This is a genomic window from Cupriavidus sp. 01T418 (assembly GCF_056398885.1).
On the sequence record NZ_JBFTQG010000005.1, the window covers coordinates 279,407 to 302,655 of the forward strand.

A 23,249-nucleotide genomic window follows, 5' to 3' on the forward strand; every position below is an offset into this window, starting at 1 on the left:
TCAAGCGGACTTCGCAAGATGCTGGCACCCGGGCACTCAGCGCGGCTTCAGTTCAACTGGCGCATCGGCGTGGTAGCCGCCGCCAAGCGCCTTGGCCAGCGCGATTTCCTGGCTGAGCTTCTGGCCATCGACAGTCAGCAGCGCAATCTGTTCGGCAATCAGCGGCTGGCGCGCTTCCATGGCCAGGTACCGGCTGCCGAGCCCTCGCTGGTGCCGTGCTTCGGCACTGTCGCTGGCGAAAGAAACCGCCTGAACCTTGCGTCGTTGCAGTTGTGCCTCGTTGTCCAGGACTTCCAGGCGTGTGCCGGTAATGGCCACGTCCCGCACCGCATTGAGCACGGCCTGGTTGTACTGCGCGATCAGCGTGTTGCTCGCCGTGCGGGCACCCCCCAGGTTCGCGTTCAGCCGCCCGCCATCGAAGATCGGCAGGGTGAGGCCGGGGAGCAGATTGATCTGCTGGCTCGCGCGGGTGAACAAGTCCGACAGGTGAAGGGCATTGAAGCCGAAGAAAGCCCGGAGGTCGATGTTCGGATAAAAGGCGGCCTTGGCGGCATCGATCCGGTCGAAGGAGGCTTGCACCAACCACCGCAAGGCCTGCAGGTCCGGACGACGCGCCAACAGCTCATACGACAGCGTTTCCGGCACGCCAGCGCTGATCCGGGGCAGCGGCACTGGCCGGACCTCCGGCATGTCGCTCGGCCCGGCGCCGATCAGTGCCCGCAGCGATTCGCGCAACTGCCTTCCGGTGCCGCGCGCCGTCACAAGCTGGCGTTCCACCGCCAACTCTTGCGCCTGCGCGTCCTCGACGAGGGTGCGAGATTCCAACCCGCGTGCTGCGCGAGCCTGGTGTGTCTGCACCGAGAAGCCAGCCACCTCTCGGGATTGCTCCAGCAGTTCGATCAACTGGTGGTTGGTCTGGATGCCGTAGTACAACTGCGCCACATCGGTGGAGAGTTCCAGCTCGACAGCGTACGCTTCGGCCAGGCGCGCATTGCTGAGCCCGATCGACGAGGCAACTTCCGCGCGGCGCAGACCCCAGAGGTCGATGTCGAGACTGGCGCCGACCCCGACGATGCCCTCCGTATACCAGGGGCCGTCGAGCCCGAGCGCCGGCTCGTTCTTCGCGAAAGGACCAAGGAATCCGTTGGCGGAAACGTGCTCGCGATCGATCGCGCCAATTGCCACCGCCTGCAGGCTCGTACCTGACTTGACCAGTTCAACATCCGTTTTAGCCTGTGCGACGCGCCTGCGTGCGACCTCCATGCCCGGCGCATCCGCCAGCGCGCGCTCGATCAGGGCGGCGAGCTGGGGATCATCGTAGCGCGTCCACCAGCGCGCCGCTGGCCAGCCATCACGCGCCAGGCGGATATCGTCGGCCAGGCGGATCTGATCCACGGAGATTTCCGGTGCGGGCACCCCGTTTTTGTGGATCAGGGCGCAGCCGCCCGCGACGAGCAGGAGCCCGACAGCCAACAGCTTGACAGCGAGCCGACTGGGCGAATAAGGCCGGCAGGTCGGCCTGCAGTCAACCGGCATCATGGGATTCACGAAGCACCATGGAGAAAGGTGCCGCCGCCGATTGCCAGTCGGGCAGGCCGCACAATTGACGAACCAGGTCGTGCATCGCCGGGAGCACCGGCGCCGAAAGGTGCGCATCGCCGGGCACGGGGATCTCGACGGGCCGCGGCGCCCGCGCCGAGGGGGGGCTGGCAACCAGGGCGTCGGCATAGTGCCCGAGCAGCGCGGCTGCCTGCGCCTGGAACGCCAGCACCTTGTCGTTATCCGCGCTGGCCAGGCGAGCCTCGCTGGTCTCCAGTGCATTGTGGAGTGCATTGGCCGCCAGCATGATCTCCCGTCCCTGCGCAAGCACTGCCTGCGCACGCAGCGTGGGCAGTGCCTGTTCTCCTTCCTGCCAGTTTGGTTCGAGCGCCACGCGGGCGAGCGTGTCCTCGCAATCGGCCAACACGGCCCAGGTCCGCAGTTGCTGCTGGGAAGAGGTCAGATGCCCGGCCGCCGTTGTGCCGGTCCCGGCAGGCTCCAGCAGCCTGGCGACCGCGCGCAGCATGCCTGCCAGCTTTTGCCTCAGGGCATCGCCTTCGGCTTCCGGCCAGAGCGACATCTGCACCAGGGTGGAAATGGCAACGCCAAGCAGAATGCCGGCCATGCGGTCGCGGATTTCCGTGAGATCGATGGTGGGGCCGAACCGCTCGAGCAGGGCAAGGGAGAAGGTGAACAGGATCTGGGTCCCGGCATAGCCGATCCGCTCCGATCCGGCGGCGATCCATGCGGCGAGCGCTACCACCGGAAGCGTCATCAGCAGCAGGTCCACGATGCTGTCGAGATGCGGAACGACAAACACCACCATCAAAAGCGCGAGCGCGCTGCCCGCAAGTGCGCCGCCGACGCGCAGCAGCGCCCGCTGCGTCGACGCGCCGAGGCTGGGCAGGGCGATGATCACGCAAGTCAGCATGATCGTGTGCGCTCCCTGCCAGTCGACGGCGGTATAGAAGACATAGCAAATCAGGACGGCGAGCAGGGTCTTGAGCGCGAACCTCAGGTATGTCGGGTTGGTCAGGGCATCCGGCACCACCATCGGCGGCTCCGCCGGCGCTCTGGCGGCTGCGCCGGCGGCCGAATCCGCATCGGACAGCGCCACCAGCGCCCGCTGCATGTCTTGCGCGACGGCCGGCAAGGGCGCGCCACCGTCCCGAGCGGGTGCGGCGGGCGGCGTGTACTGATACCGGGTGTCGGCGGCCAAGGCGGCATCCAGGGCTAGGCAATTCGTGCGCAGCTGCCGCAGCGCGACCAGCGGCGCCGCGGAACGGGCAGGCATGTCGCCCGGCAAGTCGGCCGCTGCCCAATACAGGCGCGACACGGTGGCAATGCAGGCCAACTGATGCGGCATGTCATGCCGGTAGCGCGCGTCCCGCATGGTGGCGAACTTGAGGAGCTTCTGCAGCGTCAGCGCGCCTTGCTGGATCGCCAGCGGCGTGATGGGCTCGGCCACCGGCGTACCGTCGATCAGGCAGGCCAGATGGGCATCGACCGCGCCCAGCTGCCGGCGGATTTCGGCCTTGAGCTGGCGCTGTGGCTCGGCAGGAAGCAGCAACGTGTTGATCAGCAGCGTCAGCGCAATCGGGTAGTTGATTGCGACCCAGACCCAGAGGACAGCCCGGATCAGCAGCTCGGCCTCGCCGGTGCGATCGACGAACGTCTGCACATAGATGACGACGATGGCGACGAGAAAGAAGATGCTGCCAATCTTCAGGATGCGCATCAGGTAGACGCTGCCGAAGAACAGCAGGCTGGCCGCCACGATGCGCAGCAGGGGATAGTCAAACGTCAGCTTGAGCAGCAGGATCGAAAGGCCGATGGCCAGCGTCGATCCCGCTATGAACATGACGCCCACCAGCCGGGTGACCACGACGTTGGACTGCGTGACATAGAACACCACGAGCAGCGAGAGCGCCAGGGAAGGGACCTGCAGCGCCATCGATACGACGATCACGATGGCGCTGGTGAGCATGCAGCGCAGCATGATGTTGACGCGTCCCGGATAGGGGGCAAGCTGGCTGCGCAGGTATGCCCCCGCCCGCAGCACGCTGTCCGGCAAGTAGTTGCTCTCTTTTTTCTTGCTGTCCGTTGCTGTCACGATTTTTCCCGGACGGGTCAATGCCGGAACAGGATCAACCAGGCAACAAGGGAGGACAGTGTAGTGAGTGCCGGATAGGCCACCGAATGTCTTTATGCATCTTGCTCGAGTTCTATGGTCAATGGAAGGTAGGCCACGGCTGAATCACTGGATTCTCCAAACGCCAGAGTCCATTCTCGGCGACAACACGCTCGTCTCCAAGCTTCTTCCACAATTGTGAATTTCTGATCACTTGTAAACCGATGGGCGCACCGGACACGATGAGGTTCGGCGCAGTCGGCGTGACGTTGCGTTCAAGCCGGATCTCCACCATCGGCGAAGTCGTGACGCCTTCGCCTGGCGACATCATCGTGAGCTGCGAGATCCGTGACCCTTCAAGCGCTCCGCGACGATTCCTGGCCGTTCGCTGCCCGACTTGCCATTAGCAAGAGAAAGCCACCGACAATGGCAATATTCTTGAGAAAATTATTCAACTGCGCATTGAACTGTGCAGCGTCCACGCTCCAAAATCGGTGCGCGACGAATGCGGTGCCGAGCGTATAGATAGCCAGAATGATCGAAATATCGCGGACACGCCACCCAAAAATCAAAGCGACTGCGCCACCGAGCTCAACAAGAATCACGGCTGGCACCAGAATCTCACTAAAAGGAAGACCGATTGCGGAAAAGTACGCCGTTGTCGCTTGCCACATCATCAGTTTGCGAGCACCCGAGATCAAAAATAGCGCAGACATCAATAGACGAGCAGCGGTTTCGGCGTACGATTTGCTTGTGTTTCCCATATAAATCCTCCATAGGCAGCGGAATGAATGGCACGACCAGCGGATTGGCTGCGTACCTCCAAGGTTGACACGATGGAACCGGACCAGGGAATGGTGGAGCGGAACGCAGTCATTTCACGCTGCAGGGCGCACCGGATGGGTCGGGCATGCCCTGCATCTCGATACGCCGCCTTATTTTCTCATCAAAGTCTGACTGTCTTCGGCCACTATCTCGAAAGCACGCCAAGCATTACCTGGAGAAGCTCTGTGGCGGGGTCCGCCGGCAAATCAAGACTACGCCAGGCGACGTGATGATCGGGGCGCGTCAACACGCAGCCACTGTCACTGACTTCGCGGGCACGAGCCCAATCGCCGGTGTGGTCTGCATACTGCTGGCGCGGGCCGATAATGCGTACATCGATCTGTACGCCCAGCTTCTTGCCCACCTCCGAGGCAGCCTCCACCCATGCTTCTCCTCCCAAACCAGTGAGGATGGCGAAACGACCGTGGCCCGTCAGGTCCAGCGTTGAATGCTGCCGACCCCGTGCGTCAAACACCCACGCATGTGGCAGTCGCGCACCCGGGTATGTTGTCGACTGGTAATGCAGTTCCGGGTCGCGCTCGAAGGCCGGTTTGTTGCTCCCGTCAGTCGCCACCGCACTCGACTGGTACCGCTGGTTCATCTCCACCCCCTGGGCGTCCAGCTCATATCGCTTGAGCGCCAGGGCTTCGCGAATTGCCTCACGCTGCTTTGCCGCAGCCTTGGTCGACTGACTACGAGCATGCATATTGGACTGCATGGCTTCCGCATCCGTCGAGTCGGCAATGCCGAGCGCGTTATAGAGCGGCAAAAACTCGGCAATCGACTGGTTTGCGCGCGTGACCACCTGCTTCGCGATCGGGGCGCGCTCCGTTGAATAACTCTCCAGGAGCGCATCTCCGGCTTGCCCTTTGATCACTGCCGCAAGTTTCCACGCAAGATTGAATGCGTCCTGAATCGAGGTATTGGACCCGAGTCCACCGGACGGTGGGTGCCGGTGCGTGGCATCGCCCATGCAAAATACGCGCCCATCCTGCATGCGGGTCGCATACATATTGTTCACCGTCCACGTACTGGTGCCCAGCAACTCGATCTCGAGATCCGGCTTTCCTACCAGCTGGCGCGCGATCGCAGTGGCCTTTGCCGCGTCGACTACAGGGGTTGGCTCGTTGATGTCGTAGCCCCAAACGATCAACCATTCGTTCCAGGGTCGGACCATACGAATCAGGCCCATGCCGATTCCGCCTACCTCGGCGCCCGGCTGCATGATCGGATAAAGAACGGCGGGTCGATGCGCGACAAATTCGGACAAATCGGCTCGGAACCAGATGTTCATGGAACCTCGCACACCCATCTGCCCTTCGAATGGCAGACCCGCGTTCCTTGCGACACTGGAGTTCCCTCCGTCCGCACCGACCAGGTACTTTGAACGGACGGTAAATTGCTCTCCGGTCAACTTGTCGAGGCATAGCGTAACAACGCCGTCGTCGGTCTGCGTATGGCTCAGGTACTCCGTACTCATCCGTGCCTGCGTACCGCGGGCGCAAGCCGTCTTGAACAGAAGCGGTTCCATGAAAGTCTGCGGAAGATCGTTCATCCTTGCAGGACTCGACAATCTGCGCTCGGCTCTGGAGAGTGGATGCGCGCCCCAACTCGGCACGCGACCAATTTCCTCCCCCACGAGACTCTCGCAGAATACTGTTCCTCCGATCAGATCCTCATCGGTCGCGTGCAGGTAAGCCTCCTGTTCCACGTCCGTTCCAAGATCGCGAAGAACCTCCATGGTGCGCAGGTTTGTGATATGCGCTCGAGGCGTGTTGGCCAACCACCGATAGTTGTTGACGACCATATTCTCGATACCGTAGGTCGAGAGCAGTGCTGCACAGGCGGAACCAGCCGGTCCCGTTCCAATGATAAGCACATCTGTCTTTACTTCAGGCATACTTCATCTCCTACTATATAAGTGCTGTCACCCTTATCCCGGGGCAGCTACAAACATGACTCACCGGCCGTCGGGGACCGGTGCGCTATTGTCCGTCCGTGAAAAAGAGGCAGCACATGCAAGGGAGTCCACAGTCTCATGTGCTGCGCCAAACAAATCGGTAGAGATACTTGTTCGCTGTGATGCAACGGGTTGCCGCGCGTTCTTAGTCCAAAATCTTCAACTATTTCCCATGGAATACCAGGTCAGGCGGCACTTGGTCGGCATCGAAAGCCTTGGCGGTGCTGGCAAATCCCCGGATTGCATCCTCGGTGTTATATAAGCCCATGGTCACATCCAGCAATACGGCATCGGCGCCGGCAACACCGCCGCTTGACCAGGCCTTCAAGAGCGTACGAGTGGCCGCGTAGGAAAGGGTTGGTCCGTCAGCCAGTCGCGAAACGAGATCATTCGCGACGCGTTCCAGCGAATCGGGCTCTGCCACGTGTGTGACGATCCCAAGCTCTCCAGCCAGGCTGCCAGGAATGGGTTCGCCCAGCATGGCGAAACGGGATGCTCGGCTACGGCCCACACGCTCTGCCAGTCGTTGCAGTGCTCCCGCGATGGGGAGCATCGCCGTCGTCACCTCAACGCATTGGAATAGCGCATCACTTGCTGCCACAATGAAGTCGCAACCCAGCGCGAGTTCAAAGCCGCCACCGAATGCAGCGCCTTGCACTACTGCCACGGTCGGGACGCGGAGCGCCTCAATTGCGCGATAGGAGCTGTTGACGTGCGCGACGAATGTACGGAACCAATTCAGGTCTTTTCCGGGCCATTCACGGACCTCTCCGCCCAGGCTAAAGTTCGGCCCTTCGGCGCGAACGACAAGTACCCGGATATCGGCTTCGCTGGCTTCGCGAACGGCTTCCTCGAGGCACTGGGCGAAACGTGTGTCCAGACGGTTGTAGGGCGGATTCGCCAGTACGATATTCCCGACGGTTCCGTTGCGTTCAAATCGGATGCTCTTCATGACCTGGTCCTTTGGAATCGCTTATTCCAACACTATTCATTTCTGCGTAAATAAGTCTGATGAACGAAATGGCGCTCAGGAACCCTGCTCCGCGAGCGGAATCAATGGCAAAAGCAAATGGGACGGGTGATCCGCGTCTCGGTAGATCTTGTGGGTAACGGTGTTGCTACTGCAGACGTGATACGGAATGTACTCAACGTCTGTCATTGCCCCGGTGCCCGTAGGCGCATCGAGGCTACAGATCTCGATGCAGATGCGATGTCCGGCCTTGAATTGGTTGGCCGTCGCCAGCACCTGGATCTCATACTTGACGATCTCGCCTGGCGTAACAGGTTTGATGGCGTTCTTCGTCAGCTTGTGGAACGGCTCCCCAGGCGTGGATCGGTCAGGATCCGTTTCCCGATACGATGCTTTCAGCCATCCGCGAGTCAGTTCCCGTTCCGGTAACGTAGCGGGTACGCTTCGTTCACCAACGCGTGCAGTGACTACAGATACGTCCGGACCCACGTCCTTGAGCACCACAATCCAGTTCGTGTCTGCCTGATCGATTTCTGCGTAGAACGTCAGGGAAATCGGGCCGGCGACCAACACGTCGTGAGGGAGCGGATCCGTCATGTATCGCAAGCGCTCGACCTTCGTGGTCATCTTGAGCGGCATTTGCGAGAAAACATCGGGCTCCCGCTGCGCATTGCCGACCTCGCTGCTCGGCCGGGGAGCATCCGTAGTCAGCTTTTCCCAGCTGGAAAGGTAATACTTGGTCCACTGCGTCTCAGGCAATGGCCAGTCGCTACCAGTACGCCACTCGTTGGCGCCCATCACCCAGTATCGAACCGGCGGTTCATCCATGATGGCGGTGTCGATACCCTTCAGCCAGTAGTCATACCAACGAATGACCTCGTCGTGGTACTGATGGAATGGTCGTTCCAGGTGAGCAGGCCCTGTGAAAATCAGCTTACGTGGCTGTTTGATGTTCCTGAAGTAGTGCTGGGCGCCTAGCCAGTGCAGCTTGTAGGTGTACGCGTAAGCTCCGGAACCGGTGTAGAACGGGATCTTGATCGACTGGAAGATCTCCTCGGCTCGCTCAATCGTCCCCTCCGGCTCCCATGGGTTCGTCATGACGTGGTACATCATCCATGTTCGCTGCCCCTTCTGCGTCAGAATGTTGTACAAGTTGATGTACATCTTGTAGTCGGGATTGGCCATGGCCGCGCGCCAAAGTTCCTCCTGCTCTTCCGGTAGCGTGCCCGGCAAACCGCGCGATTCGTGCACGGTACTGAAGACGTCAAGCAGGTAGGGAAAGGTATGAACCACGCCACCAGGATTGAAGTCGCGAAATCCAAACATCCCGCCGTAGGCGCTGCAGGCATCGTATGGGAAGATGGCCTTTAGCGCAGGATGCCCCTGCGCGGCCGCGCGCCATTGTTCTCCGGCAAAACCTGAAATGCCAACCATCCCGACATTGCCGTCCGCCCATGGCTGCCGCGTGATCCATTCGATCATGTCGTAATGGTCCGTATTCTCTTCGCCGTAATGTCCTTCCGACTTCGCGGATCCCCTGGGCTGAGCGATGACATGCACGTAGCCATTGGCGATAAAGCGACGAGTGTCCCCTGCTTCAATGGGTCCGAACCAGAGCGGAGCATGCGCGGGCTGTGGTGGCAGCACATCGGCAATGTCCGGACCTTGAAGATCCTTGTTGTGCAGCGCCGAGGCATACAGCACCGGATACTTGCCATCGCCGTCCGGTCGATAGACGTCGACCGCGAGACGAGTACCGTCTCGCATCGTTACTGTAACGTCACGCTCCTCAATCATGTCTCACTCCATATTGGTTCGTATATTTGCCTTCAACTGACAGCGGAGTGGTCGCTTGAAGCGAAGCCCGTTTCGTTGCTATCCGTTGCTTGAAATTACTATACTTCACGACCGTAAAGTTTGCAAGGTAAACTGCGCTCATGATCTACCCCACTCCCGGGGCGGCGCACAACCAGCATCTCCGTCGATACTTGGCTGGCGGAAGAAATGCAGAGCGCCTGCCAACGCGCGGCCACTATGCCGCGGCAGCCACCAATGCCCGATCGAAGCCCGCCCGAAGCACGCGGGAACCCGGCAAGCGTGCTTACCTGGCCAAAGGGGTTGGGCAAGGCACGCTTGAAAATTGAATTTGGGAGTGTTTCAGAACTTATGCCGAATACCCATTGCAACGCCGAGCATATTGGTCTTGGTTCCCCCAAGCGGGTAGCCGTTGGAGAAACCGATCGACGCCGTGTCCAGGGCGAGGCCGGCATTCTTGGAGTAAGCGGTAGTCAGGTACACATCTGTTCGCTTGGAGAAATTGTAGTCAGCGATGAACATGAGCTGCCAAGGATTGCCTGGAGGGCGCAGAGCCGGCAAAGTCGATGCGTGGAAGGCCTGGTAAAAGTAGTCCACCGTCAGGCCAAGGGCGGGCGTGACCTGGTAGGCAGCGCCAGCCCAATAAATGTCATCGCGCACCAGCGTCAACGCAGACGCACTCGACCTGCCCCAGCGATAGCCTCCCTCGAATTTTGCCGCGCCAATGGAGTAGCTGACCGCAGCAGCGGCCTTCTTGACGGTACCTGTACCAAGGAAAGCGCTACCATTGGTGAGGCTCGGGTTGACCTGGTCATAGGCGATAGTTGCTCCGAACACGTCGCCCAGATAAGTGACCTGGGCACCGTACGCGGAATCGCGACGGAACTGACCGGGGGCTTCGCCGGTGCCACCGATGCTGGCACCGCCCGCGCTRCCAAAGCTCGCGCCAGTGCCAAAGGACCAATGGGCGCCGACGGTGACGGCTCCAAACGTACCAGCGTACTTCACCGTGTTGTCTTCACGGAATGCCTGCCCTACCACGGCAATCACCGGCTCATAGGTGTTCGCATAATAAGCAGGCGAGAAATTGGATAACGCCTCGTCAAGCGAGGTATATTGGCGGCCAAGACTGATCTTGCCGTACTTGGCACTCTGCAGGCCGACAAAAGATTGGCGACCAAATAAGCGTCCACCTTGCTGCGAGGTGCCGTTGTCCACTCCAATACCGCCTTCCAACACAAAAAAACCGCTTAGACCGCCGCCCAGATCCTCGACACCGCGCAGGCCCCAGCGCGAGCCGGACAGGCCGCCACCATTTTCCGCAAACCGGTTGTCTGATCCGCCGCTGGCGTTCTTCACGTTGGTGGCAAATTCAACATTGGAATCCACCACGCCATATATCGTGACGCCCGACTGAGCCTTTGCAGCACCAATTGCGCTCAGCAGTACTAACGGCAATAGTGATTTCTTCATTTACCTCTCCCCCAAAATTATTAGGCTGAAACCTTGAATCAGTGCTAATTGGCGTTTAAGGCTTCTCATTCCGTCCTTGTTTCCGCCTTGTCGTTGCACGCCAGCCCTCACCCTCGGGCGCAGCTATCGCGGACCCTCATCCGGGCCCGCATACAGCTAACGCCCAAGCAGCTGGGCGGCATTCTCGCCGTACACCTTTGTCATCTCGATCCCAGGGATCTCGATTGCATCCAGTACCGATCCGAAATGCCGGATGGCGCTTGTCGGGGCAAACGGGAAATCCGTTCCAAAAAGGATGCGCTCAGGGTCCGCCACTTGCGCAAGCGAAGCCAGGGCCGGGGTACCAGCGGACAGCGCCGTGTCAAAGTAGAAAGACCTGACTGCCGCGAGCGGATCACCAACTCGCTCAGCCACCGACGGCATCATTGAAATAGAGAGCGCGAGCCGAGGCGCAAGAAAAGGCAGCGTGCCTCCCGCGTGCGAGAGAATGAACCGGACGTTCTTGTAGCGGCTCATCGCCCCGGAAATGATCAGGCTTGTGGCGGTACGCGTTGTCTCGAATGGATACTCGAGCACGGACGCCGGAGCGACGGATGGAATATCATGCGGCGGCTGATTTGGGTGAATAAAGGCAACCGCGCCGCGCCGGTCGAGCTCCTCCAGCAGTGGAGCGAAATGCGCGTCGCCCAGATACTTTCCGTCGTAGTTAGTGAAAAGAATGAAGCCGTCAACCTTCAATTCGTCGAGGCAGTAGCTGACCTCCTTCAACGCCGCGTCGACGTTTGGAAGCGGCAGGCTCGCGAAGGAGCCGAAGCGGCCGTTATACCGAGACCGAAGCTGTGCAGCGTGGTCGTTGCATTTCCTCAGTAGCGTCGCGGCATTTGGAATGGCCGGCCCTGACGAGATGGACAAGATGCCTTCGTCAATGCCGTTCTCATCCATCATCGCGATAGCTGCCTCTTCGGACCAGGTTGGAGCAACGCCACTCGGCATCGCCGCATTCAACAAGTCGAGCCCCACGGCGTCCACGTAGAACTCCGGCAGAAAATGCTGATGTGTATCTATCTTTCTTTTTGACATTATCTTAGCCTCCAGGCATTTCTTGCATTGGTGTATTTATCAAATATTCGACAGAATCAAAAAATATAAATATTCCGATTTCATTTGACTGCGATTGTCGATGTCGAAGCGATACTTTCCGTTTGTTTAATCCCTGATTCCTGTTGTCCCGCCAGAACACGCGCCATGGCGATCATGCTTCCGCAAGCCAGCAGGAGCGGTATCGACAAGGCAACGCATACGATGAGGTAAGGAAGATTCGACATGACTATCAGGCCGATTAGTGCCGAACCAATAATCGAACCCAGTCTGCCGATGGAAACGGTCCAGCCACCTCCCGCAGCACGAAACGCAGTGGGATAAAAGATTCCCGGTATGGTGTTGACGCATATCAGCGGACCTCCGATAGCCAGCCCTGCCAGGAAGACCGCGGCCGCATACCAAGGAGCTGCTTCTGACATACCGAGGACTACTATGAGCACCGAACCTGCGCCAAACGCGACTGATATGACCGCGGCGACATTAAACCGACGAACCAGGACAGCGAAGAAGATCGCTCCGCCAAGCGCGCCAAACTGGAACATCGAGGACAATTGCGAAGCATCATGCATCGATAGTCCTGCCTGCTTCAAATGCGTCGGCAGCCAACTTCCGATAAGGAAAAAAACCAGATACCCCGCAAATTCGGCGAACCATGTCAGGAGGGTGCCGAGTCGATAATCCTGCCCCAGGAGCGCACGGATTCCGGACCGCCTCCCACTCGGCGCAGCAAGGGAGAAGCTCATCCCCGAACAATCTACCGTCGGGAAGATCTTCGCCACAACTCGCCTCACCACCGCGTCGGACTTTTTGCTGGCTACCAGGTAAAGGGGGGACTCTGGAACCTGCCATATCAGCAAACTCACGACGAAAAGGGGCATTACACCACTCAACAGGAGCATGCCTCTCCACCCCAATTCACCAATTGCGAAGGAAGTCACAAATCCGGCAGCGGCGGCTCCGAAGAGAAAGCCGCAATACATTGATGCGAGCATCGCGGAGCGCGAACGGTCTGGACTGAACTCCGCAACGAGAGCCGACGTGGCAGGCATCGCGGCCCCGATGCCCAGGCCGGTTATGAATCGCCACGAAATGAGCTGGACGATCGATTGAGACTCGCAGGAAGCGATACCCGCAATTCCAAACCACGCAATCGCCACGATACTCACTGCCCTGCGACCAACGCGATCGGCGAGCGTCCCACCAACGATTGAGCCGATCAGCAATCCAAATAGCCCAAATGCGACCAAAGGCGAGAGCGCTGCGCTCGAGAGTTTCCAATTCTGACTGATGGCCGGCGCGATGAATCCAATCACAATTGTGTCAAAGCCCTCGATCGCGGTGGCTGCAAAACAGACAAGAAAGACCACCCATTGCTTTTTCCCCATTGGCGTTCGATTGAGGAATTCACGCATATCGCGACGAACATCTGCTGTACTTTCCATTACCTTTCCTTGAAGAGCGGGAGATGGCTGAGAAAACCGGGGAGACCTCGACCTTGGGCTGTATCGGTCAAGCCGCGATCGCGAGGGCACATAGCATCACACTCCAATGCGCATCCGCCGCGCCCGGTGAAACATACGGAAGCTGAAGACATGCCCTTCATCCCCTGTTCCCCTCTCAGCGCTTCGAGGCGCGCTACCGCCTGGACATCACGAAACACGAAACCTGCACACAGAGTAGTAGTAAATTTTCCACTCGTAAAGCTTTGTGTTGGTGGGATTATCCCTATGGGCTTTTTGCGCACTCGGTGGTGACATGAAATCCCGACAACCCGTGTCTGATACGTGCCGTGAAGCCTGTAAGTACTTAACGAGACTCGACAGTCTTGCAACGGGAAATCCGAGCGCACCGGGCCGGCATGGCTAGCGTCGCCTTTGGAAGGTGCTGCGGTGCCGGGTACGGGAGCACTGGGGCTTCGATGGGATGGCCTGGCATCGGGGTAGCCGGGCTGGTGCAGAACGGATCACTCAGCGGAAAAATGAGTGGGCCCAGGGAGGTGATCACTGTGACGATAGCGCTTCGTGCCCGCTAGCGCCGGCAGCTGGCTGCCTTCCAGCGGTATGCCGGCAGCAACGGCGATCTGATCTCGATAACGGGCGCAGTGCGCCGATCTTTATATAATACGTCCGTAAAGCGTACGCAGCCACGGCCCTCAACCGGCGGCAGCGACGCTTCGGTGGTCGAGTCGCACGCCAGCGACCGGTGCACCGATGGAGAAACTTTATTCAGGAGGACATATGGTGCGAAGTACGGATGCCAAGCAGAACCCGGCCAGGAAGGGTCGGCGACCGCCCGAACTCCAACGCGCGGAACAGCAGCGAGCGCAGGAAACACGAACAGCAATCCTGAATGCGGCACTTTCCGAATTTGCCTCGAAGGGATTCGGGGCGGCAAGCATCCGCAGCATCGCGGAGCGAATCGGATTGCAGCATCCGTTGATCACTTACCACTACCGAACCAAGGATATCCTCTGGGAGGCGGTAGCCGAACATGTGTTCGATCGTATCAGCCACGTGTGGGAGGGCTATCTGGACGATGCACCACCGGTCAGTGCCGCGGAGCGGGTGAGGCTGTTGTACCGTGCCCTGTTCGAATTTACGGTGAATTTCCCTGAGTTCCATCGCTTCATGCTTCAGGAATACCTTGAATATAGTCCGCGGCTTCAATGGCTCGCAGATACGGTACTCCGGCCGCTGATTGATCGCGTGCTGCCGCAAATCGGAGAAGCACAGGAGGAAGGCGTCTTGCCTAGGGTCGAGCCTATCATCCTCCATTATTTGATGATCAGCCTGACATCGACACTTTCCACTTTTGGCTCGGAAATGCTGGCGACCAACAAGCTTTCCGCATCCGACCCGGCCGTCATCGAATCCTATTGGAGCACGGTTGAGGAACTGCTATTTGGAATACAGGCCAGCGCCCCTCGCATGCTCAAGCCAAACCCGGGTGATACTGAAAGGATACTTCCTCTTCAAACTTCCCAGCCAAACGACACGCGCCCCGTCATCAAGAGGGCAATGCGCAGCTGACCGGGTTCTCGCGGTTCCGGAGGCTTGGGACCGTCCCCGTTGCAGCATCGGGCCCGATCTCGCCTCTTCGACGTCTCCGGCAAAGCCCGATGGCGCAAGGTCTGGCTTGCTACGACGGCCGATCACGCCTCTAATGATCTAGGACGTGCGAACACGGTGAGGGGGCATCATGCGCTGCGCGAACTGTGGCTTCGAAAATACCGCGCTGGGAAACTTCTGCGAGGAGTGCGGTGCCAAGCTGGTACGAAAGTGCCCAAGCTGCCGCGACGAGGTCAGCCCCATTGCAAAATTCTGCCGCGCATGTGGCGTTTCTCTGAACGGCTTCATTTCAGGGACGCTTGAAATACCTGACGCCAAAGGCTTGGCGCCGGTTCACTACACGCCACCCCATCTGGCAGAGCGTATCCTGGCTGAAGTGGCAGCGATGGAAGCCAGGGGCGGGACATTCGGTGAACGCAAGACCATCACGGCGCTGTTCGCCGACATGGCTGGCTCGACGGCGTTGATCCAGGACCTGGACCCCGAGGAGGCGCGCCACCTGATCGACCCCGTCGTGACGCTGATGATGGAGGCCGTGCACCACTATGAGGGCTATGTCGCGAAGTTCCTGGGCGATGGCATTCTCGCTCTGTTCGGCGCCCCCATTGCGCACGAGGACCATGCCCTGCGGGCCTTATATGCGGCGCTGCGCATGCAGGAGGTGATGCGCCGCCACAGTGACCGGGTTCGCCTGGACCGGGGCGTTCCGCTGGAGATCCGGGTCGGCATTCACTCCGGCGAGGTCGTGGTGCGCTCGATCCGCAAGGATGACCTGCACACCGACTACGATCCGGTAGGTCACACTATCCACATTGCGTCACGGATGGAAGGTATGGCCAGGCCAGCGTCCATCCTGGTGAGTGCAGCCACCCACAAGCTGGCAGAGGGATACTTCGACTTCAAGGCACTGGGGACCACACAGGTCAAGGGTGTCCGCGAACCTCTCGAGGTGTATGAGGTGCAGGGTCTCGGCGCCTTGCGCACACGGCTCCAAGTGGCGGCGCATCGCGGACTGGCAAAATTTGTGGGGCGCCAGGATGAGATGCAGCAACTGCAAAGCGCCGTGGCCCTGTCCAAGGAGGGACACGGACAAGTTGTCGGGGTGCAGGGAGAAGCCGGGGTAGGAAAATCCCGGCTATTCCACGAGTTGAAAGCGCGGTCACGTCAAGGCTGCCTTTTGCTGGAGGCTTTCTCGGTTTCGCACGGGAAGGCCTTTGCCTATCTACCGTTGATCGAACTCCTGAAAGACTATTTCGAGATTACCTCGGAAGATGGTAACCGCAGTTGTCGTGAAAAGATCATGGGGAGACTGCTTGCGTTGGAGCGTTCGCTGGAAGACCACCTGCCTTACCTGCTCTACCTGTTTGGCATCACTGAACCCGGTTCAGCACTGTCAGACATGGACACAAGCATTCGGCGCAAACGAACGTTTGGTGCGATAGCAAACCTGCTGATCCGGGAAAGCCTCAATCAGCCGCTATTACTGATTTTCGAAGACCTTCAATGGCTGGATAGCGAAACCAGTGCGTTCCTCAACGTTTTCGTCGATTACGTGCCTGACGCGAGGATCGTCTTGCTGGTCAACTACCGGCCGGAGCATACCCATGACTGGGGCGCCAGGCGCTACTACACGCAACTGCGCCTGGAGCCATTGGGGCCAGCCGAGGCCCAAGGCCTGCTAACCGCACTGCTTGGGGATGACCGAAGCCTCGTTTCGCTTAAGCGGCTCATCCTTGAGAAGACCGAAGGCAACCCGTTCTTCATGGAAGAAGTCGTCCAGGCCCTTTTTGAGGAGGGCGCCCTGCTCGGTCACCCTGGCTGTTACCGCGTTGAAAAAGCGCCCACTCTCTTGCACATCCCAACGACGGTACAGGGGGTACTCGCAGCCCGTATCGACCGGCTCCCCTTCGGGCACAAGGAACTGCTGCAAACACTGGCCGTGGTCGGAAAGGAATTCCCCTTGACGCTGGTTCAGCACATCACAGCACTCGCGCAAGACAAGCTGCGCCCGCTTCTGTCGGACCTGCAGGCAGCTGATTTCATATACGAGCGCCCCGCCTACCCAGAGATCGAGTATGCATTCAAGCACGCCCTGACCCAGGAAGTCGCCGGCAATTCGCTGCTTAGCGAGCGTCGCTGCGCGCTGCACGAACGTACTGCACAAGCCATCGAAGCGCTATGCCAAAGTCGCCTGAAGGACTATTGCAGCGAGCTCGCCCACCACTACAGCCACAGCGGCAACATCCCAAAGGCTGTCAAATATCTGCACTGGGCTGGCCAGCAAGCCCTGCAGCGTTCTGCCCTGACGGAAGCGATCCGCCAGCTATCCACAGCCATCGAGCTGCTAAAGCAATCGCCCGACTGCCCGGAAGGCGCGCACCAGGAGCTGACGCTGCGACTGACTCTCGGCCCGGCCTTGACGGCCGCGCGAGGCCAAGCCTCCCCGGAGGTGGAATCCAACTACAAGCGTGCGCTGGCACTGTGCGAACTGGAAGGGCAAACCCAATATATCTTTTCCGCGCTATTGGGCCTGTGGACGTTCTATCAGTTGCGCGCACAGTACGAGACAGCGAAATCGCTCGGGCAACGCCTGCTTGGCCTGGCCTTGAAGACCCGCAAGCCTGAGCATTTCGCAGAAGCGCATCGCGCTCTAGGCGCCACCGCTTTCCGTCTTGGCTTGCTGGACGAAGGTCGCACCCATATGGAGCAGGTGCTAGCGTTGCAGCGCCCAGGCCAGACTCAGGACGACTTTCTGCTGGGTTACGGACGGGACCCGGCTGTTCACGCCATGGCCGCGCTTGGATGGAACCTGTGGTACCTCGGCAAGCCGGATCTGGCCCTCTCGCATAGCCATAAGGCCGTTGCACTGGCCCGAACGCGCCCTGACGCCTACAACCTTGCCCTCTGCCTTATCTTTGCGGCCGAGCTCCATCAGTGTCGGGGCGAGTTCGAACTGACTCGCGAATACGCCGAAGCTGCCCTCGCGGTCTCGGATGAGCAAGGGCTCCCGTTCTTTCTGGGATTAGGAGCAGTCCTGCAAGGCTGGGCGCTGGCCGAGGGGGGACGTCATGAGGAGGGGATTGCCCGGATACACCATGGCCTCCGGGCATGTGAGACGACCGGCGCGGCGCTGGGAAGGCCAGGCATACTTGCCCTGCTGGCCGATGCTTATGAAAAGGCGGGGCAAGCCGTCGCCGGACTTGACCGGGTGGCCGAGGCGCTCGTGCTGGCCGAAGAGACCGGGGAGCGGGTCGACGAAGCCAAGCTGCATAGCCTCAGGGGCGAATTGCTGCTCCGGCGAGCAGAAGATGGGCCCTCTGCACTGGCGAGCCAAATCGAGGCTGAAGCGTGCTTTCACAAGGCAATTGCGGTGGCCCGTGCGCAGGGTGCCAGATCGTTGGAACTGCGAGCAACACTGAGCCTGGCAAGGCTATGGAGCCAACAGGGAAAGTTGGACGCAGCGCGCAATACGCTGGCTGATATCCATGGCAGCTTCATCGAGGGGTTCGACCTCGCCGACTGGAAGCAGGCCAAAGCCCTGCTTGATGATCTCGCCCGACAGTCGGATTCCGAGGCACGCTGATCCAGCGCATCACGGGTGTGGAGGCCCTGATAAACCATAAGCGATGATTTATGGTTATTGCATGTAACTTTAATTATCGTAAATCGTTCGGCACACCTATGCTGCTCTCACCACCTCTTTCAGAGAGCAAGGAGTCCGATCATGAATCAGGTCCAGTCCAAAGCGCACAACACCCTGCCCGCTGACACCACGGCATCGCGTTGCGATGACGAGTACCATCTGACCGCCTACAACTCGGCCTTCACCGAACTCGGCCTGCGCTTTCGCTGGGATGCCGGGATGTACCGCTGGCTGTGCAGGATCGAGTGCGAGAAGACGCGTGTCGCCCGCTATATCGAGGAACACCACGCCCATTTGCTGAAGGCATACTCCGCGGACTTCCTCAGTCAGCTAATCTTCGACAAGAAGAACGAGTACCTGCGGGCGAGGGAGTGGCAAGCCAACTGAGGCTGCGGTTTCACGTCGGTGAGAGAAGCGCTGACAGGCGCTTTTTTGCCGTACATCGGACTCCCGTCGGGGTATTGGTTTCCCGCCCCGGCTAACGGTGACGGCGACCTCGCACGGTATGCGATACGATGGTTTGGTCCCCGCTCCTACGAGAAGTTGGGAGAGGGACGGGGAAAGGGCCTATTGTCATATTGTCATTGCCATCCTGTTCCCCTCCTGTTCCCCGGGCGTGCCCGGCCTTTCGGGCCTCGAGACCCGGCCGGCCGCGCCGGCTGCCTAGCCGCGCAATTGGTTTACCAGCGAGCCGATCCCTTCGATCGCCACCTCCACCACCGCACCGTCCTTCATCGAGCCGACGCCGAGCGAGGTGCCGCATGCGATCACGTCGCCGGGCATCAGCGTCAGGTCCTGCGAGATCCGGCTGACCTGTTCCTGCGGGGCAAAGATCATGTCGGCGAGCGGGTAGTTCTGCCGCTCGACGCCATCGAGCCGCGTCACCACGCGGGCCGAGCGCCAGTCGAGATCGGTCGCGATGACTGGCCCCAGGCAGCCGAAGGTATCGAAGCCCTTCGCGCGGCACCATTGCGGAAAACTGGGGTCTGCCAGGATCAGCTCGGCCGCGGTCACATCATTGACGATGGTGTAGCCGAAGATATGGGAGGCAGCCTCGGCTGGCGAGACATTGCGGCACTTGCTGCCGATCACGATGCCCAGCTCGCCTTCGTAGACAATCTTGCCGGCATAGCTCTTGGGCCGCACGATGTCGTCGCCCGGCCCCGCCACCGAACTGGCGGGCTTGATCAGGAACAGCGGATGCAGCGGCACCGGTTTTTCCAGCTTCTTGGCCAGCGCATGAAAATTGTTCCACAGCGCCACCACCTTGCCTGGCTCGCAGGGGCTGAGCGGCGTGATCTCGCCCAGGCGCAGCACGGTGCCGTTTGGGACTGGCTCATCGAACATCTCTCCGTCGTATTCGGAGATGCAATCATTTTCCAGCACACCGAAGCCAATATGGCCATCGGGGCACTGAAAGCGTATCCACTTGCTCATCGGAGTGTCTCCTGCACAATGGGGGGCACTGGCGCGGTGCGGGTATGCCGCGCTATAGATCGTCAGCTAGTCGGTGCCCGGCGCATACGCGCGCGGTCATGCGCCGGAGGGGGCCACCAGTTCGGCCAGGCGTTTGCGCAAGTTCCGCTCCTCGTTGAAGCGGCTGGTTTCATCGCGGATCACCGCCACGATCCCGGTCACCGTTTGTTGGGGGGAATACAGCAGAGCTACCGTAAATGCGATCGATAAGGTCCGCCCATCCTTATGCGCCGCTGGAACACGCAGCACGTCGTTACCGTAGCGCGTCTGCCCGGTTGCCATGGTCTTGTGATAGCCGTCCCAATGGCGCCCGCGCAAGCGTTGCGGAATCATCAAGTCCAACGACTGCCCGAGCGCCTCGCTTTGCGTATAGCCAAACATGCGCTCGGCGGCAGGGTTCCATAGGGTGATGGCCCCGCTGGCGTCCGAGACGACGATTGCATCGCCGACTGCCGCGACCAGTTGCTCGAAATCAATGGCTGCTTGCATGGACTTCCCCCAATTTGAAAGAGATGCTGTTCAAGTGATTCCGACCAGGTGCAGCGCCAGAACAGACGCCGCACCTGCCAGCCCCGATGTCGGAGCCTCGGCTGCGCGGCGCCATGCTTGCCAATCAAACAGCCTGGGCCTCGCGCAAGCGCGCAATTTGCTCCTTGCTATAGCCGAGGCCGGCGAGCACGTCCTCGGTGTGCTCGCCCAGCAGCGGCGAGGCCGTGATCTCTGGCTTCAGGTCTGAGAATTTGATCGGGCTGCCTACCGTGAGATAGGTGCCGCGCTCCTTGTGCGGGACTTCCGTGATAGTGCCGCTCGCGCGCAGCGATGGGTCGTTGGCGAGCTCCTTCATGGTCAGCACCGGCGCGCACGGAATATCGAACTTGCGAAGAATATCAACCGCTTCGAACTTCGTCTTGTCGGCCAGCCAGTCTTCGATCGTCTTGAAGATCTCAAAGATATGCGGCTGGCGCGCCTGGGCCGTGCTGTAGGCGGGGTCTTCGATCCATTCGGGCTTGCCCAGCGCCCGGCAAATCGGCGCCCACGCATGACCCTGGATGGTGAAATAGATGTACGCGTTCGGATCGGTTTCCCAGCCCTTGCACTTCAACACCCAGCCCGGCTGCCCGCCGCCGCCGGCATTGCCACCACGCGGCACCACATCGCTGAATGTGCCATGCGGATATTGCGGATATTCCTCCAGGTAGCCCAGCCGGTCCAGGCGCTGCTGGTCGCGCAATTTGACGCGGCACAGGTTCAACACACTGTCCTGCATCGACACCGCCACCTTCTGGCCGTTGCCGGTTTTATCCCGTCCTATCAGGGCGGTCAGGATGCCGATCGCCAGGTGCATGCCGGTATTGCTGTCGCCCAGCGCCGCGGCGCTGATGGTCGGCGGGCCATCCCAGAAGCCGGTCGTGGAAGCCGCGCCGCCAGCGCACTGCGCGACATTCTCATAGACTTTCAGGTCGTCGTAGTGGTGCCCGTCGCTGAAGCCCTTGACCGAAGCAACGATCAGCTTCGCGTTGAGTTCCTTGAGGCGCTCCCAGGAGAAACCCATCCGATCGAGCGCGCCCGGGCCGAAGTTTTCCACCAGCACGTCCGATTCGCGCACCAGCTTTTCCAGCACTTCCTTGCCTTCGGGCTTCTTGGTGTCCAGGGTCAGCGATCTCTTGTTGCTGTTCAGCATCGTGAAATACAGCGCGTCGACATCCGGGATATCGCGCAACTGGCTGCGTGTCACATCGCCCGAACCGGGGCGTTCGACCTTGATCACGTCTGCGCCGAACCAGGCCAGCAGCTGCGTGCAAGCGGGACCGGCTTGCACGTGCGTAAAGTCGATAATTCTGATCCCTTCGAGTGGCTTGCTCATGATTGGTGACTCCTGAATAGCTATCGTTAGTTGTGCCGCTGATGCAGAGATGTCGCAGCGCCCCGTTCCGGGGCACACCTTACTTGTACATGGTCTGTGCCATCGTGCCCGGCGCGTAAATCGAGGGATCGACCCAGATGTTGACGACCGCGCTCTTGCGCGTCGTTTGCACCGACTCGCGGGCGCGCTGCAGTGCGCCCGCGATCTTCGCCGGGTCGCGGACTTCCTCGCCATAGCCGCCAAGCATCGCGGCGAACTTGCCGAACGGCACGTCGCTGAGCAGGTTGCCGACGTTGCCGCGCTGGTCACCGTACTTGGCAAGCTGGCCGTAGCGAATCTGGTTCATCGCCGAGTTGTTGCCGATGACCGCGATGTACGGTACGTTGAAACGGTTGGCGGTCTCCATGTCAAAGGCCGTCATGCTGAAAGCGCCATCGCCGTAGTAGCACAGCACTTCCTTTTCAGGATTGGCGAGCCCGGCCGCGATCGCAAAGCCCGTACCGACGCCGAGCGAACCGAGCGCTCCCGGGTCCATCCACTGGCCCGGACGGCGCGGACGCACTGCCTGGGCGGAGATCGTCACCACGTCGCCACCGTCGCCGATATAGATGGTGTCGTCGGAGAGGAATTCGTTTATTTCATAAGCGACCCGGTACGGGTGAATCGGCGTGCTGTCGGATTTGAACAGTGGCATCAGCTTGGCCGTTGCAACTTCTTCCGCTGCGGCCAGATCGCGCATCCAGGCCTGGCGAACCTGGCGCTTGTCGCTCTTGATGCGGCCGCTGGCAGCCTGCAGCACCGCGCCCAGGATCGCGCCCGGATCGCCGACCAGGCCCAGGTCGATGTCGCGGTTCTTGCCGACCGTGCGGTAGTCCATATCGATCTGCACCAGCTTGAGCTCCTTGCTGATGCGTTTGCCATAGCCCATCCGGAAGTCGAAGGGCGTGCCGACGATGATAATCAGGTCGGCTTTGGCGAACGCTTGCGAGCGGGTGCGATCGAAGTGATGCGGGTCGCCCGGCGGCAGCAGGCCACGGCTGGCGCCGTTGAAGTAGCCGGGGATGTCGAGCCCGCGCAGAAGCGCGACGGCTTCCTCATGGCCGCGCGCGGTCCACACCTGCTGGCCGTACAGGATGGCGGGCCGCTCCGAGTTGACCAGCATGTCGGCCAGTTTCTCGATGTCCCGCGGGTCGCCGATCGACTTGGTGGAAGCACGATAGTGGCCCGGGCGCGGAATCACCGCGCGCGCGAGGTCGACTTCGCGGTCGAGCACGTCGCGCGGGATCTCCAGGTACGCCGGGCCGGGAGCGCCGTTGAAGCACTCGCGTGCGGCCATCGAAATCATGTCGGCCACCCGCTCCGTGCTCGGAATGGTGGCAGCGAA

At 60.3% G+C, this 23,249-nt stretch carries 17 protein-coding genes; 3 read left to right on the top strand and 14 right to left on the bottom strand.

Annotated elements, in window-relative coordinates; genetic code table 11:
* Positions 1–36: 36 nt before the first annotated feature.
* The 10 genes from AC1DQ3_RS08720 to AC1DQ3_RS08765 all read right to left on the bottom strand — a co-directional run bounded on the left by AC1DQ3_RS08720 (position 37) and on the right by AC1DQ3_RS08765 (position 13,256).
* Positions 37–1,539 carry an MdtP family multidrug efflux transporter outer membrane subunit gene (locus AC1DQ3_RS08720; protein ID WP_477119776.1) on the bottom strand — a complete coding sequence of 501 codons (1,503 nt, stop codon included), beginning with the start codon at positions 1,537–1,539 and terminating at the stop codon, positions 37–39.
* Positions 1,526–3,652, bottom strand: coding sequence for an FUSC family protein (locus tag AC1DQ3_RS08725; RefSeq protein ID WP_477119777.1), 2,127 nt, complete (start codon positions 3,650–3,652; stop codon positions 1,526–1,528). The genes AC1DQ3_RS08720 and AC1DQ3_RS08725 overlap by 14 nt, the downstream gene beginning before the upstream one ends.
* A gap of 118 nt (positions 3,653–3,770) precedes the next feature.
* A complete protein-coding gene (locus tag AC1DQ3_RS08730) occupies positions 3,771–4,001 on the bottom strand; it encodes a hypothetical protein (protein ID WP_477119778.1) in 231 nt (76 codons plus the stop codon).
* A 25-nt stretch (positions 4,002–4,026) separates the two neighbouring features.
* Positions 4,027–4,434 (bottom strand): DoxX family protein, encoded by a 408-nt coding sequence (locus AC1DQ3_RS08735; RefSeq protein WP_477119779.1) that lies wholly within the window; start codon positions 4,432–4,434, stop codon positions 4,027–4,029.
* 206 nt (positions 4,435–4,640) lie between these two features.
* Positions 4,641–6,395: an FAD-dependent oxidoreductase gene (locus tag AC1DQ3_RS08740; RefSeq protein ID WP_477119780.1), complete on the bottom strand. Its 1,755-nt coding sequence runs from the start codon at positions 6,393–6,395 to the stop codon at positions 4,641–4,643.
* A gap of 223 nt (positions 6,396–6,618) precedes the next feature.
* Entirely contained in the window at positions 6,619–7,407 is a 789-nt protein-coding gene (locus AC1DQ3_RS08745) for an enoyl-CoA hydratase/isomerase family protein (protein ID WP_477119781.1), read from the bottom strand.
* A gap of 75 nt (positions 7,408–7,482) precedes the next feature.
* The gene (locus AC1DQ3_RS08750) at positions 7,483–9,222 is read right to left on the bottom strand and encodes a CocE/NonD family hydrolase (protein ID WP_477119782.1); all 1,740 of its coding nucleotides are present in this window, start codon (positions 9,220–9,222) and stop codon (positions 7,483–7,485) included.
* A gap of 360 nt (positions 9,223–9,582) precedes the next feature.
* Positions 9,583–10,713 (bottom strand): porin, encoded by a 1,131-nt coding sequence (locus tag AC1DQ3_RS08755; RefSeq protein ID WP_477119783.1) that lies wholly within the window; start codon positions 10,711–10,713, stop codon positions 9,583–9,585.
* 156 nt (positions 10,714–10,869) lie between these two features.
* Complete coding sequence (locus tag AC1DQ3_RS08760) at positions 10,870–11,793, bottom strand: amidohydrolase family protein (protein ID WP_477119784.1); 924 nt, start codon at positions 11,791–11,793, stop codon at positions 10,870–10,872.
* 80 nt (positions 11,794–11,873) lie between these two features.
* Complete coding sequence (locus AC1DQ3_RS08765; protein WP_477119785.1) at positions 11,874–13,256, bottom strand: MFS transporter; 1,383 nt, start codon at positions 13,254–13,256, stop codon at positions 11,874–11,876.
* Between the two features lie 768 nt (positions 13,257–14,024).
* Here AC1DQ3_RS08765 and AC1DQ3_RS08770 point away from each other — a divergent pair.
* From AC1DQ3_RS08770 to AC1DQ3_RS08780, 3 genes are all read left to right on the top strand, one after another.
* On the top strand, positions 14,025–14,843 hold the full coding sequence (locus AC1DQ3_RS08770) for a TetR/AcrR family transcriptional regulator (RefSeq protein WP_477119786.1): 819 nt from the start codon (positions 14,025–14,027) through the stop codon (positions 14,841–14,843).
* 169 nt (positions 14,844–15,012) lie between these two features.
* Complete coding sequence (locus tag AC1DQ3_RS08775; protein WP_477119787.1) at positions 15,013–18,465, top strand: adenylate/guanylate cyclase domain-containing protein; 3,453 nt, start codon at positions 15,013–15,015, stop codon at positions 18,463–18,465.
* Between the two features lie 141 nt (positions 18,466–18,606).
* Positions 18,607–18,912 carry an HAD family hydrolase gene (locus AC1DQ3_RS08780; RefSeq protein ID WP_477119788.1) on the top strand — a complete coding sequence of 102 codons (306 nt, stop codon included), beginning with the start codon at positions 18,607–18,609 and terminating at the stop codon, positions 18,910–18,912.
* Positions 18,913–19,188: 276 nt separating this feature from the next.
* Here AC1DQ3_RS08780 and AC1DQ3_RS08785 read toward each other — a convergent pair whose 3' ends face one another.
* From AC1DQ3_RS08785 to AC1DQ3_RS08800, 4 genes are all read right to left on the bottom strand, one after another.
* Complete coding sequence (locus AC1DQ3_RS08785) at positions 19,189–19,962, bottom strand: fumarylacetoacetate hydrolase family protein (protein WP_477119789.1); 774 nt, start codon at positions 19,960–19,962, stop codon at positions 19,189–19,191.
* A gap of 96 nt (positions 19,963–20,058) precedes the next feature.
* Complete coding sequence (locus AC1DQ3_RS08790) at positions 20,059–20,490, bottom strand: PAS domain-containing protein (RefSeq protein WP_477119790.1); 432 nt, start codon at positions 20,488–20,490, stop codon at positions 20,059–20,061.
* Positions 20,491–20,614: 124 nt separating this feature from the next.
* Positions 20,615–21,865 carry a formyl-CoA transferase gene (gene frc / locus AC1DQ3_RS08795; RefSeq protein WP_477119791.1) on the bottom strand — a complete coding sequence of 417 codons (1,251 nt, stop codon included), beginning with the start codon at positions 21,863–21,865 and terminating at the stop codon, positions 20,615–20,617.
* Positions 21,866–21,944: 79 nt separating this feature from the next.
* The coding region (locus tag AC1DQ3_RS08800; RefSeq protein ID WP_477119792.1) for a thiamine pyrophosphate-binding protein at positions 21,945–23,249 on the bottom strand (1,305 nt) is incomplete at its 5' end.

Excerpts from the sequence above, each read along its gene's own strand:
- AC1DQ3_RS08740 (WP_477119780.1), bottom strand. The coding sequence starts at position 6,395 with ATGCCTGAAGTAAAGACAGATGTGCTTATCATTGGAACGGGACCGGCT.
- frc (WP_477119791.1), bottom strand. The coding sequence starts at position 21,865 with ATGAGCAAGCCACTCGAAGGGATCAGAATTATCGACTTTACGCACGTG.
- AC1DQ3_RS08780 (WP_477119788.1), top strand. The coding sequence starts at position 18,607 with ATGAATCAGGTCCAGTCCAAAGCGCACAACACCCTGCCCGCTGACACC.
- AC1DQ3_RS08785 (WP_477119789.1), bottom strand. The coding sequence starts at position 19,962 with ATGAGCAAGTGGATACGCTTTCAGTGCCCCGATGGCCATATTGGCTTC.
- AC1DQ3_RS08790 (WP_477119790.1), bottom strand. The coding sequence starts at position 20,490 with ATGCAAGCAGCCATTGATTTCGAGCAACTGGTCGCGGCAGTCGGCGAT.
- AC1DQ3_RS08735 (WP_477119779.1), bottom strand. The coding sequence starts at position 4,434 with ATGGGAAACACAAGCAAATCGTACGCCGAAACCGCTGCTCGTCTATTG.
- AC1DQ3_RS08750 (WP_477119782.1), bottom strand. The coding sequence starts at position 9,222 with ATGATTGAGGAGCGTGACGTTACAGTAACGATGCGAGACGGTACTCGT.
- AC1DQ3_RS08730 (WP_477119778.1), bottom strand. The coding sequence starts at position 4,001 with ATGATGTCGCCAGGCGAAGGCGTCACGACTTCGCCGATGGTGGAGATC.
- AC1DQ3_RS08760 (WP_477119784.1), bottom strand. The coding sequence starts at position 11,793 with ATGTCAAAAAGAAAGATAGATACACATCAGCATTTTCTGCCGGAGTTC.
- AC1DQ3_RS08745 (WP_477119781.1), bottom strand. The coding sequence starts at position 7,407 with ATGAAGAGCATCCGATTTGAACGCAACGGAACCGTCGGGAATATCGTA.
- AC1DQ3_RS08770 (WP_477119786.1), top strand. The coding sequence starts at position 14,025 with ATGGAGAAACTTTATTCAGGAGGACATATGGTGCGAAGTACGGATGCC.
- AC1DQ3_RS08720 (WP_477119776.1), bottom strand. The coding sequence starts at position 1,539 with ATGATGCCGGTTGACTGCAGGCCGACCTGCCGGCCTTATTCGCCCAGT.
- AC1DQ3_RS08765 (WP_477119785.1), bottom strand. The coding sequence starts at position 13,256 with ATGGAAAGTACAGCAGATGTTCGTCGCGATATGCGTGAATTCCTCAAT.
- AC1DQ3_RS08775 (WP_477119787.1), top strand. The coding sequence starts at position 15,013 with ATGCGCTGCGCGAACTGTGGCTTCGAAAATACCGCGCTGGGAAACTTC.